At 65.7% G+C, this 15,491-nt stretch carries 14 protein-coding genes; 13 read left to right on the forward strand and 1 reads right to left on the reverse strand.

The window, feature by feature from the left end:
- Positions 1-52: 52 nt before the first annotated feature.
- The 13 genes from tssA to BMY53_RS15775 all read left to right on the forward strand — a co-directional run bounded on the left by tssA (position 53) and on the right by BMY53_RS15775 (position 14,106).
- Positions 53-1,072, forward strand: a complete 1,020-nt coding sequence (gene tssA, locus BMY53_RS15720; RefSeq protein ID WP_092947445.1) for a type VI secretion system protein TssA — start codon at positions 53-55, stop codon at positions 1,070-1,072.
- A gap of 74 nt (positions 1,073-1,146) precedes the next feature.
- Positions 1,147-1,659 (forward strand): type VI secretion system contractile sheath small subunit, encoded by a 513-nt coding sequence (gene tssB / locus BMY53_RS15725; RefSeq protein WP_092947446.1) that lies wholly within the window; start codon positions 1,147-1,149, stop codon positions 1,657-1,659.
- Positions 1,660-1,709: 50 nt separating this feature from the next.
- Complete coding sequence (gene tssC, locus BMY53_RS15730; RefSeq protein WP_092947447.1) at positions 1,710-3,209, forward strand: type VI secretion system contractile sheath large subunit; 1,500 nt, start codon at positions 1,710-1,712, stop codon at positions 3,207-3,209.
- A gap of 135 nt (positions 3,210-3,344) precedes the next feature.
- A complete protein-coding gene (locus tag BMY53_RS15735; RefSeq protein WP_092947448.1) occupies positions 3,345-3,824 on the forward strand; it encodes an Hcp family type VI secretion system effector in 480 nt (159 codons plus the stop codon).
- A 104-nt stretch (positions 3,825-3,928) separates the two neighbouring features.
- Complete coding sequence (locus tag BMY53_RS15740) at positions 3,929-4,423, forward strand: Hcp family type VI secretion system effector (protein ID WP_092947449.1); 495 nt, start codon at positions 3,929-3,931, stop codon at positions 4,421-4,423.
- Between the two features lie 16 nt (positions 4,424-4,439).
- The gene (locus BMY53_RS15745; protein WP_092947450.1) at positions 4,440-5,255 is read left to right on the forward strand and encodes a type VI secretion system accessory protein TagJ; all 816 of its coding nucleotides are present in this window, start codon (positions 4,440-4,442) and stop codon (positions 5,253-5,255) included.
- 22 nt (positions 5,256-5,277) lie between these two features.
- Entirely contained in the window at positions 5,278-5,772 is a 495-nt protein-coding gene (gene tssE, locus BMY53_RS15750) for a type VI secretion system baseplate subunit TssE (protein WP_092947451.1), read from the forward strand.
- 2 nt (positions 5,773-5,774) lie between these two features.
- Entirely contained in the window at positions 5,775-7,724 is a 1,950-nt protein-coding gene (gene tssF, locus BMY53_RS15755) for a type VI secretion system baseplate subunit TssF (protein WP_092947452.1), read from the forward strand.
- Entirely contained in the window at positions 7,721-8,788 is a 1,068-nt protein-coding gene (tssG, locus tag BMY53_RS15760) for a type VI secretion system baseplate subunit TssG (RefSeq protein WP_177200905.1), read from the forward strand. The genes tssF and tssG overlap by 4 nt, the downstream gene beginning before the upstream one ends.
- Positions 8,789-8,807: 19 nt before the next feature.
- Positions 8,808-11,459: a type VI secretion system ATPase TssH gene (gene tssH, locus BMY53_RS15765; protein WP_092947454.1), complete on the forward strand. Its 2,652-nt coding sequence runs from the start codon at positions 8,808-8,810 to the stop codon at positions 11,457-11,459.
- A 46-nt stretch (positions 11,460-11,505) separates the two neighbouring features.
- The gene (locus BMY53_RS25475) at positions 11,506-12,036 is read left to right on the forward strand and encodes a hypothetical protein (RefSeq protein WP_143074094.1); all 531 of its coding nucleotides are present in this window, start codon (positions 11,506-11,508) and stop codon (positions 12,034-12,036) included.
- Positions 12,037-12,446: 410 nt separating this feature from the next.
- Positions 12,447-13,427, forward strand: a complete 981-nt coding sequence (locus tag BMY53_RS15770) for a S41 family peptidase (protein WP_143074095.1) — start codon at positions 12,447-12,449, stop codon at positions 13,425-13,427.
- A gap of 184 nt (positions 13,428-13,611) precedes the next feature.
- A complete protein-coding gene (locus tag BMY53_RS15775) occupies positions 13,612-14,106 on the forward strand; it encodes a hypothetical protein (RefSeq protein ID WP_092947456.1) in 495 nt (164 codons plus the stop codon).
- 23 nt (positions 14,107-14,129) lie between these two features.
- Here BMY53_RS15775 and BMY53_RS15780 read toward each other — a convergent pair whose 3' ends face one another.
- Entirely contained in the window at positions 14,130-15,452 is a 1,323-nt protein-coding gene (locus tag BMY53_RS15780; protein WP_092947457.1) for a TIGR02270 family protein, read from the reverse strand.
- Positions 15,453-15,491 lie beyond the last annotated feature (39 nt).

Below are 15,491 nucleotides of genomic sequence, written 5' to 3' on the forward strand. Positions count from 1 at the left end.
GTTCGGGATCTCTAGAGTCCGGTCGTTAACGGGCAACAGCCCTCCGGACGCAATGGCTGATATCGATCTCGATCAACTGCTGACCCCTCTTCAGGACGATGCCCCTTGCGGCGCCGACCTGGAATACGACCCTGCCTTCCTCGCCCTCCAAAGCGCCGCCGAAGGCAAGCCCGAACAGCAGTATGGCGACACGGTCATTCCCGCCGAGGAGCCCGACTGGATCAAGGTCTGGGACCAGGCCCTGTCCCTGGCCGAACGTACCCGCGACTTGCGCGTTGCCGTGCTGCTGGTGCGCAGCGGCGCGCGGCTGAAGGGTTACCAGGCGGCGCTGCAGGGCCTCTCCCTGGTGCAAGGCCTGCTGGAACGCCACTGGGATCACGTCCATCCCCAATTGGATGCCAGCGACGGCAACGACCCCACCATGCGCATGAATGCGCTGCTGCCTCTGTCCAGCGACGCCGGCCTGGCCGACGTGCGTGCGGCCAGCCTGACCGGCCAGCGCGGCGGCCCCCGGGTGCGGGACGTGGAACTGGCCTTCGGCAATGCCGACCCCATGGCCAACGAATCCGCGCCGTCCCCGCAGGGTTTGCTGGATGGCCTGGGCGCGTTGGCTGCCAACGACGAGGCCTTCCTGGAGCGCCTGCAAGCCGGCGTGGCCCATGTGCAGGCCATCTCCGGCGCCATCGAACAACACCTGGGCGCCGCCCAGGGCCCCGACTTCGGGCCGCTGCTGCGGGTGCTCAAGCCGTTGGCCCTGGTCGCCGCCCAACTGGGTGGCGGCACCGTCCCCGCTGCAGACGACGAGTCCGCTGCCGGGGAGGGCGCGGACACCCCCGGCGTTTCGGCCTCCCGCGTGGCGGTGCCTGCGGGCGTGATCGCCAGCCGGGAAGACGCCATGCGCGCCCTGCAGCGTGTGTGTGACTGGATCGAGCTCAACGAACCCAGCAATCCGGCACCACTGCTGATCCGCCGGGCCCAGCGCCTGATGAGCAAGAGCTTCATGGACATCATCCGCGACCTTGTCCCGGACGGCCTGAGCGAGATTGAGCGCCTGGCCGGCCGCACCGACTGATGCCCACCCGCATGACTTTCCCCCACAAGAACCATTCCGACGCCCACGACGACGTCTCTAATCAGGAGTAGCCCATGGCCACCAGCAGCCAGAAGTTCATTGCCAGGAATCGCGCCCCGCGCGTGCAGATCGAGTACGACGTCGAGCTCTACGGCGCCGAGAAGAAGGTCCAGTTGCCCTTCGTGATGGGCGTGCTGTCCGACCTGTCGGGCAAGCCCGCCGAGCCGCAGGCCCCGGTGGCGGACCGCAAGTTCCTCGACTTCGATGTCGACAACTTCGATGCCCGCATGAAGGCGATGAAGCCGCGTGTGGCCTTCAACGTGCCCAACACGCTGACCGGCGAAGGCAACCTGATGGTGGACATCACCTTCGAAAGCATGGACGACTTCTCGCCTGCTGCTGTGGCGCGCAAGGTCGACGGCCTCAAGCAGCTGCTTGAAGCCCGCCAGCAACTCGCCAACCTGATCACCTACATGGATGGCAAGGTCGGCGCGGAACAGCTGATCGCCAAGGTGGTGAAGGACGAGGCGCTGCTGAAGTCCCTGGCCTCCGCCCAGAAACCCGCCGACGGCGCGGACGCGCAGTGATGGCGCTGAACGCAGCCCAGCACTGACAGAAAGAACCGGGAGCACGCACCATGGCCGAAGAAATTCTCGCCCCATCCGCCGCCGCCTTGCAGGGCATCTCGTACGAAGGCAACGAGTTCGCCCAACTGCTGAACAAGGAATTCAAGCCCAAGACCGACGAGGCCAAGTCCGCCGTCGAGCAGGCGGTCCTGACGCTGGCCCAGCAGGCCCTGTCCCAGACCACGCTGATCGGCAGCGACGTCATCGTGTCCATCGAGGCCATGATTGCCGAGCTGGACAAGAAGCTGTCGGAACAGCTCAACACCATCCTGCACAACGCCGAGTTCCAGCAGCTGGAAAGCGCCTGGCGTGGCCTGCACTATCTGGTGAGCAACACCGAGACGGACGAGCAGCTCAAGATCCGTGTCATGAGCATCTCCAAGCAGGACCTGGGCAAGACCCTCAAGCGCTACAAGGGCGCGGCCTGGGACCAAAGCCCGCTGTTCAAGCGCGTCTATGAAGAGGAATACGGCCAGTTCGGCGGCGAGCCCTTCGGCGCCATGGTCGGTGACTACTACTTCGACCATAGCCCGCCCGACGTGGAACTGCTGGGTGAAATGGCCAAGGTGGCCGCCGCGGCCCACGCCCCCTTCATTGCTGCGGCCAATCCGTCGGCCATGCAGATGAGCTCCTGGCAGGAACTGGCCAATCCGCGCGACCTGACCAAGATCTTCGGTACGCCCGAGTACGCCGCCTGGCGCTCGCTGCGCGAATCGGATGACGCGCGCTACATCGGCCTGACCATGCCCCGTTTCCTGGCCCGCCTGCCGTATGGCGCGCGCTCCAACCCGGTGGACGAATTCAACTTCGAGGAAGACACTGGTGGCGGCAGCCACGGCGCCTACACCTGGGCCAACTCGGCCTACGCCATGGCGGCCAACATCAACCGTTCGTTCAAGAACTACGGCTGGTGCACCCGCATCCGCGGCGTGGAATCCGGTGGTGCGGTGGAAGGCCTGCCGACGCACAACTTCCCCACCGACGAGGGCGGCGTGGCCATGAAGTGCCCCACCGAAATCGCCATCAGCGACCGCCGCGAGGCGGAACTGGCCCAGAACGGCTTCCTGCCGCTGGTGCACCGCAAGAACTCCGACTTCGCCGCCTTCATTGGTGCGCAGTCCCTGCAGAAGCCGGCCGAGTACGACGATCCGGACGCCACCGCCAATGCCAACCTGGCGGCGCGCCTGCCCTACCTGTTTGCCTGCACCCGCTTCGCCCATTACCTGAAGTGCATCGTGCGCGACAAGGTCGGTTCCTTCAAGGAACGTGGCGAGATGGAGAAGTGGCTGAACAAGTGGATCATGAACTACGTCGATGGTGATCCGGCCAACTCGTCGGAAGTCACCAAGTCGCAAAAGCCGCTGGCCTCCGCCGAGGTGCTGGTGGAAGAGATCCCGGGCAACCCGGGTTACTACACCTCCAAATTCTTCCTGCGCCCGCACTACCAGCTCGAAGGCCTGACCGTGTCGCTGCGGCTGGTGTCCAAGCTGCCGTCGCAAAAGGGCCAATAAGGCCAGACATCGATATCCGAGGGAGGGCCGGTCCGGCCCATCGGTCAACAGTTCCGGGCCACCGGCCCGTTTTTGCAGCTCCGCCCGCGTTGAAGCGGGGCTGATTTTCACGAGTCCATCAAGGAGAGACCCACCATGACGATCGACGCCAATCTGAAGCTCGCCGGTGTTGACGGCGAATCCACCCACAAGGACCACAAGGGCGAGATCGATCTGCTCGCCTGGTCCTGGGACGTCCGCCAGGACAGCACCGCCTCGTCTGGCGGTGGTTCGGGCAAGGGCAAGGGCATTCCCGGCCAACTGGTGTTTGCGCACTACTACGACAAGGCGTCCCCCGTGCTGGCCAAGGCTTGCGCCAGCGGCAAGCACTTCGACAGCGCCGTCATCACCTGCCGCAAGGCCGGCGAAGGCCAACTGGACTTCCTGAAGGTCACGCTGAAGCAAGTGCTGGTGACCTCGGTGTCGCCTTCCGCCAGCAGCGGTGGTGACATCTCGGAAAGCGTGTCCCTGAGCTACTCGGACATCGAGTTCGAATACAAGGCCCAGGATGCCAAGGGCTCGCTGGGTGGCGCCGTCAAGTTCGGCTGGAATCTGGCGACCACCGAAACCCGCTGATCCCTTCAGCCTGACGCTGACAAATTCCGGGCCGTTTTCACGGCCCGGCTGGCGTGCCGGCTGGCTTCCCTGCGGAGCCGCCGGCGCGTGTGTTGGAGCCTGACATGTCTTTGATCAAAAGCGGCGGCAGCGCCGATATGTACCTGGACCTGACCCTCAAGCGCGCGGGCAAGGTCAAGGGCGAAACCGTGGCGGCCGGCCACCAGAACGATATTGCCGTCACCGGCTTCAACTGGGGCGTGGGCGCTGCGGGTGATGCGGTGGCGGGCCAGAGCACCGGACGGCGCAGCTATCGGCAACTGACCATCACCAAGGGGCTGGACAGTGCCAGCACCGCGCTGATGAGCGCCGTGGCGACCAATGACGAGGTCCGCAGCGCCAAGCTGAGCGTGCGCAAGGCCGGTGGGGAGCAGCAGGACTTCTTCAGCATCACGCTGGAGAAGGCCCGCGTCGCGACCTACGACATCGATGTGGATCACGACGGCAACCCCGTTGAACGCATCACCCTGAGTTTCCAGAAGGTGGCGGTGGAATACCGTACCCAGAGCGCCACCGGCCAGCTCGGCGGCAGCTGCACCTTCACCGACGACCTCACCTGAGGTCCGAAGGACCCGTATGAGCGCAGTAGAACCCTTGATCGCCGCCGGCCAGGCCAGCGCGGCGCTGGCCGGTATCCAGCAACAGGTCCGCCAGCAGCCGCAGGACGCGAAGCTGCGGGTGCTGCTGTTCCAGCTGCTGGCCGTCAACGGCCAATGGGCCCGTGCGGCGGCCCAACTGGAAGTTTGCGGCGAGCTGGATGCCGGCACGCTGGCGATGGTCAACACCTACCGCGAAGCACTCAAGTGCGAGCTGGTGCGCGAAGCGGTGTTTGAGGGCAAGACCACGCCCATGGTGATGGGCGAACCTGCCGAGTGGGTGGCCGCCATGGTGCAGGCCCTCAAGCTGGATGCGGATGGCGACCACCGCGCCGCACAGCTCATGCGCGCGCAGGCGCTGGAACAGGCGCCCGCCAGCGCCGGCACCCAGGACGGGCAGGCCTTTGAATGGATCTGCGACGGCGATTCCCGCCTCGGCCCCATCCTGGAGGCCAACATCAATGGTCGTTATTGCTGGGTGCCGTATTCGGCGCTCGCCAAGATCCAGATCGAACCGCCGGAAGACCTTCGTGACCTGGTCTGGGCGCCGGCCTATCTGGAATTCCCCAACGGCGGCGGCTCCGTGGCGTTGATCCCGACGCGCTATCCGCGCACCAATGCCTTTGACGACGAGCGCACCTGGTTCTCCCGCCGGACCGAATGGCAGCCCCTGGCCGGCCCATCCGACGCCGGTGAGAGCGACCAGTTTGCGGGCATCGGCCAACGGGTGCTGATGACGGACCAGGGCGAGGCCGGCCTGCTGGACCTGCGCCTGATCGAACTGACATCGGCCTGATGCACGGTCCCTTCCCGGCGCCATGAACCAGACGACCCGCGACCGCCTGCAGCCAGCCCTGCTGGACCGGCTCACCGATGACGATCCCACCAGCCGTGAGGAAGGCGAGGACCGCCACACGATGACCAAGTCGCAGCTGCGCCAGGCGGTGCTGCGCGACCTGGGGTGGCTCTTTAATGCGGTGCAACCCCTGGGGCGTGCCCTGGAGGCCCATCCGCATGTGGGTGACAGCGTGCTCAATTTCGGCCTGCCGGCGCTCTCCGGCCAACTGGCGTCCAAGGTGGATGTGAGCCAGGTGGAGCGGGCCATCAGGCAGGCCATCCTGCGTTTCGAGCCCCGCATCCTGGAGAGTTCCCTGGAGGTGCGGGCGCTGGAAGCCAATAGCGTGCTGGACACACACAACGTGATTGAATTCGAGATTCGCGGCCATCTGTGGTCGCAGCCCGTGCCGCTGGAAATCCTGCTGCGCACGCAGCTGGACCTGGAAGCGGGCCAGGTGGAAGTGCGGGAGGCCTGAGCATGGATCCGCGCCTGCTGCGCCTGTACAGCGACGAACTGGCCCACCTGCGAGAGGTCGGTGGCGAGTTCGCCCGCGAGTTCCCCAAGATCGCCGGCCGCCTGGGCATGGAAGGGACCGAGGTCGCGGACCCCTATGTCGAGCGACTGCTGGAAGGTTTTGCCTTTCTGTCCGCCCGTGTACAGCTCAAGCTGGATGCCGAGCATCCGCGGCTGATCTCCCACCTGCTGGAATCGATCTATCCCAATTTCCTGGCGCCGGTGCCGTCGATGATGGTGGCCCGCTTCTCCGTCGACACCACCGACCCCAACCTTGGCAAGGGCTACCCCGTGCCGCGCGACAGCGTGCTGCAGTCCGGTCTGCCGCGCGGGCAGGACACCCGCTGCGAGTTCCGCACCGCGCATGACGTGACCCTGTGGCCGCTGGAGCTGGTCAACGTCCAGTACTTCAACCATGCGCCGGACCTTCCGGTGAACCGCCTGCCCGGTGCCGCGGGTTATCGTGGCGGCCTGCGCCTGCGCATCCGCACCGGCGGTGGCCTGCCGCTGCGCCAACTGCGCATGGACCGCCTGCAGCTCTACATCAGCGCGCCTGACGATGTGGCCTTCCGGCTGCATGAACTGGTGCTGGGCACCGCGCTGGGCAGCTTCGTGACCGGTGAGGGCGTGGACGCTGGCAACCTGTCGGCCCAGTGGCGCGACGACACCAGCGTGCGTCCGGTCGGTTTTGAAGCGGACCAGGCCTTGCTGCCCGACACGCAACGCGTCTTCTCCGGCTGCCGTTTGCTGCAGGAAGCGGCCGCCATGCCACGCCGTTTCCTGTTCTTCGACATCACGGGCCTGGCCGACCGGCTGGCCCGTGTCGACGGGCAGGAAGCCGACATCGTGGTCTTCTTCAACCGCGCTGATGGCGGGCTGGAAGCCATGGTGGATGCGCAAAGCCTGGCGCTGCACTGCACCCCTGCGATCAACCTGTTTCCCAAGCGGCTGGACCGCATCCAGCTGGGCCCGGGCAACTGGGAGTACCACGTGGTGCCGGACCGCACCCGCCCGATGGACTTCGAGGTGCACAGCCTGCAGAGCGTCATCGGCTATGGGGCTGGGCAGGTCGGCCAGCAGACCTTCCGTCCGCTCTACGCCACCTACCACGAACTTTCCACCGAAGGCGCCGGTTACTACGCCGCGCGCCGCGAGCCCCGGCTGCTGTCCTCCCGCCAGAAGGAGCAGGGGCCGCGCACCGCCTATATCGGCGAGGAAGTGTTCCTGTCCCTGGTGGATCCGCGCCACGCGCCGTATCGCGAAGACATCCGCCAGCTGTCCGTCTCCGCACTCGTCACCAACCGGGACCTGCCGACGCTGCTGCCCCATAACGGCAGCGGCGGCACTGGCGGCAGCAGCGGCACCGGTGGAAATGCCGGCAGTGGCCCCAGCGCCTGGCGCCTGGATGCGGCCGGCCCGGTGCTGCGGGTGGACGCGCTGCACGGGCCCACCCGCCCGGTGAGCCGGCAGCCGGTCGGCGACGCGGGCTGGAGCCTGGTGAGCCTGCTCACCATGCAGCAACTGCCCTTTGCGGACGAGCCGCCCGCGCAGGCGGCCTCCACCTTGCGGCGCATGCTGACCCTGTATGGCCCGCCGGGTGATGCGGCCTGGCAGCGGCAGGTGGAAGGGGTGCGCCATGTGTCGGCCAAGTCGGTCGTGCGCCGGCTGCCGTTCTCCGGGCCGCTGAGTTTTGGCTGCGGCACCGAGATCGACCTGGAGCTGGACGAACTGGCCTTCCAGGGGCACAGCGCCTATCTGTTTGGCAGCGTGCTGGAGTATTACTTCGCGCGCCATTCCGCCATCAACAGCTTCACCCAGTTGCGCCTGCGCTCCACCCAGCGAGGCGAACTGCGCCGGTGGCCGGTGCGCATCAGCAGCGAATCGGCGCACCAGGATGTCGGAGCCCACCCTTGACGCCGAGCGACCCGCCTCTGGACAACGCTGCGGCGTTGCAGGCCCTGTTTCGCGAGGTGGAACAGACGCCATGGCGGTTTGATTTCTTCGCGCTGCTGCGCCGCATCGAGGGGCTCACGCCCGAGCTGCCGCGCCTGGGCCACGCGGCCCGCCCCAACCAGGAGCCCATCCGGCTGGGGGAAGAACCGGAGCTGGACTTTGCGCCCTCCGCGCTGGCCCGGCTGCACCAGACGTCCGCGGGCGTGCCCCGGTTGGGCGTACGCTTCTTTGGCCTGCTGGGGCCGCAGGGCCCCATGCCGCTGCACCTCACCGAATACACCCGCGAGCGCCTGCACCAGCGCAATGACCCGACGCTGGCGCGCTTCCTGGATGTCTTCCATCACCGCATGCTGCTGCTGTTCTACCGGGCCTGGGCGCAGTCTCAACCGGTGGTGCAGCAGGACCGGCCGGAGAGCGACCGTTACGCCAGCTGGCTGGGGGCCACCACCGGTCTGTATGGGCAATGGCAGCCCAAGGACACCCTGCCGCAGAGTGCGCGCCTGTTCAACGCGAAGATGATGGGCGAGCGTGCCCGCCATCCCGAGGGGCTGGCCAAGATCCTGTCCCAGCATTTCGGCGTGCCGGTGCGCATCCAGCAGTTTGTCTCGCATTGGATGCCGATCGATCCCAATGACCGCACGCGCATGGGTTACGCCCGTGGGCGCAAGGAAGGCATCGGCCTCGTGGCGGCCAAGCTGGGCCGCAACACCACGCTGGGCAGCAAGGCCTGGGACCGCCAGTACCGTTTTGTGGTGGTCATCGGCCCGCTGACCATGGAGCAGTTCGCGCTGTTCCTGCCGGATGGCAGTGCCTACCGGCCGCTCAACGACTGGATCCGGCAATACGTCGGCCTGGGCTTCTGGTGGGAGATCCGCCCCAAGCTGGCAGGGGCCACCATGCCGGCGGCAGTGCTGGGCCAATCCGTGCGGCTGGGCTACACGAGCTGGGCCGGCCGCGCCCGCAATTCCACATTCAACAAACCGTCGGGCGGGCTGCGGCTGCGGCCCCGTCCTGGCGCCAATTGAAGATCACAGGGAGAACCCGATGAGCGAAATCGCCCGCACCAGCCTCTTTGGCAAACTGAACCCACTGGCCTACAAGGCCATCGAAGGCGCCACGGTCTTCTGCAAGCTGCGTGGCAATCCCTTTGTGGAGCTGCAGCACTGGATCTATCAGATCCTCAACACACCGGATTCGGACCTGCACCGCATCGCCAAGCACTACCAGCTGGATGCGGCCCAGCTGTCGGCCGACCTCATGGCCTCGCTGGACCGGCTGCCGCGTGGCGCCTCGTCCGTCACCGACCTCTCCAGCTGGGTGGAAAACGCCGTGGAGCGCGGCTGGGTGTATGGCTCGCTGATGTACGGGGACGGGCAGGTGCGCACCGGCCATCTGGTCATCGGCCTGCTGAAGACACCGTCCATGCGCCATGCGCTGGTCTCGCTGTCGCGGCAGTTTGAACGCATTCCGGTGGAAGACCTGAGCGAAAACTTCGCCAAGGTGGTTGAAGGCTCGCCAGAGCAGGCCATGCGTGCCGCCGAGCCCGGCGCGGTGCCGGGTGATGCCAGTGGTGCCCTTGCACCGGCTGCCATGGGCAAGCAGGAAGCGCTCAAGCGTTTTGCGGTGGACCTGACCGAACGCGCGCGCCAGGGCGAGATCGACCCGGTGGCGGGGCGGGACGAAGAGATCCGCCAGATCGTGGACATCCTCATGCGCCGCCGCCAGAACAACCCCATCCTGACGGGTGAGGCTGGTGTGGGCAAGACGGCTGTGGTGGAAGGTTTTGCCCTGCGCCTGGCCCAGGGCGACGTGCCGCCGCAGCTGAAGGAGGTCTCGCTGTACATGCTGGACATCGGCCTGCTGCAGGCGGGCGCCAGCATGAAGGGTGAATTCGAGAACCGGTTGCGGGCGGTCATTGACGAGGTGCAGGCCTCACCCAAGCCCATCATCCTCTTCATCGACGAGGCCCACACCCTGATCGGCGCCGGTGGTGCGGCGGGCACGGGGGATGCCGCCAACCTGCTCAAGCCTGCGCTGGCACGCGGCAAGCTGCGCACCATTGCAGCCACCACCTGGGCCGAATACAAGAAGCACATCGAGAAGGACCCGGCGCTGACCCGGCGCTTCCAGGTGGTGCAGGTGCCGGAGCCGGACGAGGCCAAGGCGGTGCTGATGCTGCGTGGCGTGGCCTCGGTGCTGGAGAAGCACCACCGCGTGGCGCTGCTGGATGAAGGCATCGAAGCGGCCGTGCGGCTCTCGCATCGCTACATCCCCGCCCGCCAGTTGCCGGACAAGGCGGTCAGCCTGCTGGACACGGCCTGTGCCCGCGTGGCGGTGAGCCAGCACGCGACGCCACCCGAGCTGGAAGACTGCCTGCGCCGTATCCAGGCGCTGGAGGTGGAGCAGGAGATCATCGGCCGCGAAGGGGCCATCGGGCTGGACGTGACGGAGCGCAAGCGCCGCGTGGCCGCTGACCTGGACGAGGCGCAAACCCGCCGTGCTGCGCTGGAAGCCCGCCATGCGCGCGAAAAGTCCCTGGTGGACCGCGTACTGGAGCTGCATGCCTTGCTGCGCAAGGAGGGTGAGGGCGCCCCAGGCGAAGCCGAGCGCGAAACGCTGCTGGCCGAGCTGAAGGATCAGCGCGGCCAGTTGGTGGCGTTGCAGGGGGATGCCCCGTTGATCCTGCCCACGGTGGACGAGCAGGCCGTGGCCAGCGTGGTGCAGGACTGGACCGGCATTCCGGTGGGCCGCATGGTGCGCAATGAGCTGCAGGCCGTGCTGCAACTGGCGGACACCTTGAACCAGCGCGTCATTGGCCAGCGCCATGCGCTGGAGATGATCGCCAAGCGCATCGAGGTCAGCCGTGCGCGGCTGGACAACCCCAACAAGCCCATCGGTGTGTTCCTGCTGGCCGGCACTTCCGGCGTGGGCAAGACCGAGACGGCGCTGGCCCTGGCCGAAGCGCTGTACGGCGGCGAGCAGAACGTCATCACCATCAACATGAGCGAGTTCCAGGAGGCGCACACCGTCTCCACGCTCAAGGGTTCGCCCCCGGGGTATGTGGGCTACGGCGAGGGCGGCGTGCTGACCGAGGCAGTGCGCCGCCGGCCCTACAGCGTGGTGCTGCTGGACGAAGTGGAGAAGGCTCATCCGGACGTGCACGAGCTGTTCTTCCAGGTCTTTGACAAGGGCTGGATGGAGGACGGCGAAGGGCGCTACATCGACTTCAAGAACACCATCATCTTGCTCACCAGCAATGCGGGCAGCGACCTGATCATGAAGCTGTGTGCGGACCCGGAGCTGATGCCGGAACCGGAGGGCATTGCCAAGGCGCTGCGCGAGCCGCTGCTGAAGGTGTTCCCGGCGGCGCTGCTGGGCCGTCTGGTGACCATTCCGTACTACCCGCTCAACGAAGAGATGCTGGGCCAGATCATCCGACTGCAGCTCGGCCGCATCCAGCGCCGCGTGGCGGAAAACCTGGGCGTGCCGTTCAGCTTTGGCGAGGAGGTGGTGAAGCTGGTGATCAGCCGCTGCAACGAGGTGGAGAGCGGTGGCCGCGTCATCGACGCCATCCTTACCAACACCGTGCTGCCACGCATCAGCCGTGAATACCTGACGCGGCTGACGCAGGGGCACAGCATCGAGAAGGTGGCGTTGACGGTGAAGGACGGGGATTTTGAGTACGGGTTTGATTGAGTAGGAGGCCTCAGCCATCTATCCAAATCAAACTGCCATGAGGCCGATGAATCCTTTCGTCATAGGGGGGCTCGCGCTCTTGTTTGCATTGCCAGCATCGGCATTTGCCGATGCTTCCGCGACGGGTGCCGAAAGCCGTACGGCGCTGGTGGCCGATCGCGGCCTGTGCCAACCGGAAGAATCGGTTTACTTCGCTTGCCCGACCGCCAGGTCGAGATGGGTGAGTATTTGTGGAAAACCGGGGACGCTGCAGTACCGCTTCGGACGCCCGGATAGGGTAGAGCTGGTGTTCCCCGCTCAGGCAACGGATGGAACAAGTCGGTTGCTCTACGCCGGATACTTCCGTGAGAAGGTGGAAAAAACTGAGGTTCGTTTCGAGATCCAGGGAACGGACTACGTGGTCTATGACTATCAGGAAGGTCGCAAGCATGCTTCAGGTGTTCGTGTCACAACTGAAGAGGGCAAGGAAGTTGAGATTGCCTGCCAGGGGCCAGTGATCAGCCGACTGCCGCAGTTGAAATCTGTCATTCCATGCGATAAAGAAAGCGCACTCAACGGCGGAGAGTGTCGCCGTTGAAGCGCCCAATCTCAGCAGCAACGCAGCAGGTGTGCCTGGTGGCTTTTTTATTTCTCAAGCGCCACGTCCTCCTAGTGATTCTTGGCCTGCTTGCAGCCACTGTTGGGGCTGCTCCCGCTCAAGCGCGGCCAAATGGACGAGCGTGGGTTGATGTCCGTGAGGGCGGTGCCGGCCTGGCGTTTCGGACGACGGAATCGACGACCTTTGCGAGGGTGTCGTTGGATGCCAGTGCACATGCTGGCCGCTGGTTCGGCGCCCGAGTTGCAATCCGCGGTGGTTCGCCGGCTGCTGACATCCGGTTGACCGTAGCTGCCTACAAGGGTGAGTACCGCCTATCCGCATCGCCACCTGGGGCGTGCCAGGGCGTGAGCTGCCGAGCCGTCGCATGGATCCCCGAAGAGGCGGACCACGTGGTCATCGTTGCTTACTCGGATACGCCGGGCGTGGTGTTCGAACGCGTGGCGCTCGTTGAGTCCAGGTCGGATATCGAGAACTCTGCTGAACAAATTGCCGTCCTGGGACGTTCCGCCTTTGCGGCCCTGAAATATGCGAAAGATGTGTATTTCAAAAGTACAGCGGTGCGTTGGGCGGCGTTGGAGGCTGAATTCCGTAAAGCCTTAAGACGGGCTCCTCGAGACTTCGCACCAGAGGGCGCACTGTTGTCCGTGATGCTGTCATCGCTCCCTGATCGAAAGCATTCGTCGCTGGCTTTCCAGCCGCTGGAACGTAACGGGCGGAAGCCCTTGCATCGTCAAGATGTGCTCCCTTCCTGCGTGGATCTGGGCGATGGCGTCAGGGTCTTAACCTTGCCAGGCACTGCCGGCATGAGTGCCGAGGCGCTTGAGCGGTATGTGTCGATGGCGAATGCATGCATCCTGGCGGCACCCTCCGATGGCACCTGGATCTTCGATCTGCGGGGCAATACAGGTGGCAACGAGGAGATCCTGTTGGCCTCTGCTGCTCCGGCGTTGTCCGCGGGTCCCCTATATGCGTGGGTCAACGGAAAGGGCGTTGTGCAGAAGGTTGATCTCACACCGCGTGGAAAACGCACCGCCGGCACGATATGGAAAGAGCGAGCGCTGCAACTTGAGCACTTTAGAGGCAAGGTGGTGCTCTGGGCCGATTCATCCTGTGCCAGCTCCTGCGAAATGCTGATCGCAGCGAGCCAGGTTAGAGCTCATGGCATCTTCGTCGGGGAGCCGACGGCGGGCTTGACCACCGCCAATGAAAGCTATCGCGTCAATCGGGAGCTGACATTGCAACTGACGGCCGGGTCCATGCTCGACGCGGATGGCGCAGCTATCGAAGGTTCCCTGTTGCCGCGTTTGCTGGTCACAAGCCAGACTGCAGCAGACCTCGTCAAGGAACTGCGGCAAGCCGGGATCTTGTGATCATCGACCTCCCTCATCGCAGTTCAAGTTGCCAGTCCTTCTGGGCTGCGCTCTGCACGTCCTTGAACATACCCTCAAGTTTCAGAAGCTTGTCATCCGCAAGGATAGGGGCCGTCACTTCACCAGTTCCAGGTAATAGGGTGTTGGTCGGGGGGGCTTGGGGCCATGTGCTCCAATCCCTCCCATGACCCCGGACCTCTTTCCCCAACTGCTTGGCCTCACCATCTCCGACGAGGCCTTGCACCAAGCCATTGCCCCGCACGCCGCCGGCGACACTGCGCTGAATCCCGCGCGTATCCAGAAGCTCAAGACCGACTTCCTCATGCTGACCGAGCTGGGCGTGGTGTTCTCGTTCTCCAACCGTGACGCCTACCAACGTGAGTTCGGCGAGCCTCGCGGGGAGGGCGCCAAGGTGCTCAGTGGCATCTTCTACTACCCGCAAGGTAGCGAGGAGGTGGAGCCTTATGAAGGGCCGGGCCCGTTCAGCGAGGCTCCCGTGGAGACCCGCGAAGAAGCGCTGGCCGCCTATGGCGAGCCGGACGCTTCGGATGGTGAAGAAGACGCCATCGAGTGGGAACAGTGGGTGGTACAGGCGGGGGGCCAGGGCGTGGAACTGTCGGCCGACTATGACGAGGATGGCGAGGTGCTGTGCCTGACGGCGGCGCTGGCCATGGCTTGACGGGCCCCTACGTCAAGCCTTCATCAACTGCAGGCTCTCAACGCCCGCAATTGCCCGTCACTGCGTTGCCGGACATCAAAAACGGGCTGGTCATCGTCCAGCAGCGCCCATTCCAGCGCCGCCGCACGTCGTTGGCGCTGATCGCCCGACTGGAGAATCCCCAACAGCGAGGCGGGTGTGATCGACTGGCTGCACAGGTGGCGTGAGCCCTTGGTCAGGGCATCACCGTGCTCCTGCCACCAGGCGCCCACACGCTCCAGGTCGAGCTTCGGCAACTGAACGTCATCCGGGTGGATCTCGCCCTGCGCTGATGAAGCGGCCGGTTCAGCTTCGCCTGCGGCGCTGGGTTCTCCCTGTCCAAAGTTCGCAGGGTCCGCCAGGTCCGCGCCCGTGATCAGCGAGAACGCCTCTCCCGCAATCCGGCACAGGGCCGGATCCTGCATCTTGGCAATCAGCCAGGGCACCGCCAGCGGATCCCCCAGCATGCCCGTGCCGGCCACCACCAGGCGTTCGGCGCCCGCGCGGCTGCTCAGCCTGGACAGCAACTGGCGGCCCTCCGCCGTGGGGGCGGACCGAAGTACCAACCCCAGGGCTTCCATGGCCTGTGCCCCGCCATCCTCAGCCATCAACGCCAGCAAGGGGAGGGCGTCGCGGCAGCCCAGGAGCAGCAGGCTGGACGCCATGCCAAACCGGGCCGGCTCGGGTGCCACGCTGGAACGGGACGCCAGCAACGGCACGGCATCGCGCCGCCGGCTTTCGCCCAGGCCTCGCGCGGCTGCCGCCACCACGCCAGGGTCGTCATCCAACAGGGCGGGTTTCAGGGCGTCAAACGGATCCCGCCGGTGCAGGCCCAAGGCCCGCATGGCCACCCGCCGCAAGCGCGCGTCAGGGGCCGAGGAAAATTGCTGCAGGATGGGCGCCAGCGGCTCGAAGGGCAGCCAGGCCAAGGCCGCGATCAAGGCACGTTGGCCAGCGGCCGAGGCCAGGGCGGCATCGCAAGTCAGGCGGATGTAATCGGCGCGGCGGGCGGAGAACGCCATCAGCGCCGCCGCAAAGATGATGCCGGCGCTGTCGTGGGGGCTCTGTGCGTCATCAGACGCCTCGTCGCTTCCTGGGCCCGTGCCGTTCAGCGCGTCAACGCAGGCCGCCCAGGCTTCATCACCGCCCAGCGTCAACGCCGTCCGGTGTTCCTCGATCCGCCGGTCCAACGCCACCAGATGCTGCATCCGGTAACGAGGCGAGCGGACCGCTCGGTCTCGCAAGGTCCACAAGTGGCCACATTCAGTGGCCTGTCGAGCCAGGGGATTCCGGTCTACGAGCCTGGACACGTGCACCGGCAACTGCATAACTGCTCCTCAGTCTGGCCATCTGGCCACCGACACCCT

The sequence above is a fragment of the Roseateles sp. YR242 genome (assembly GCF_900109745.1).
GTDB lineage: Bacteria > Pseudomonadota > Gammaproteobacteria > Burkholderiales > Burkholderiaceae_C > Roseateles.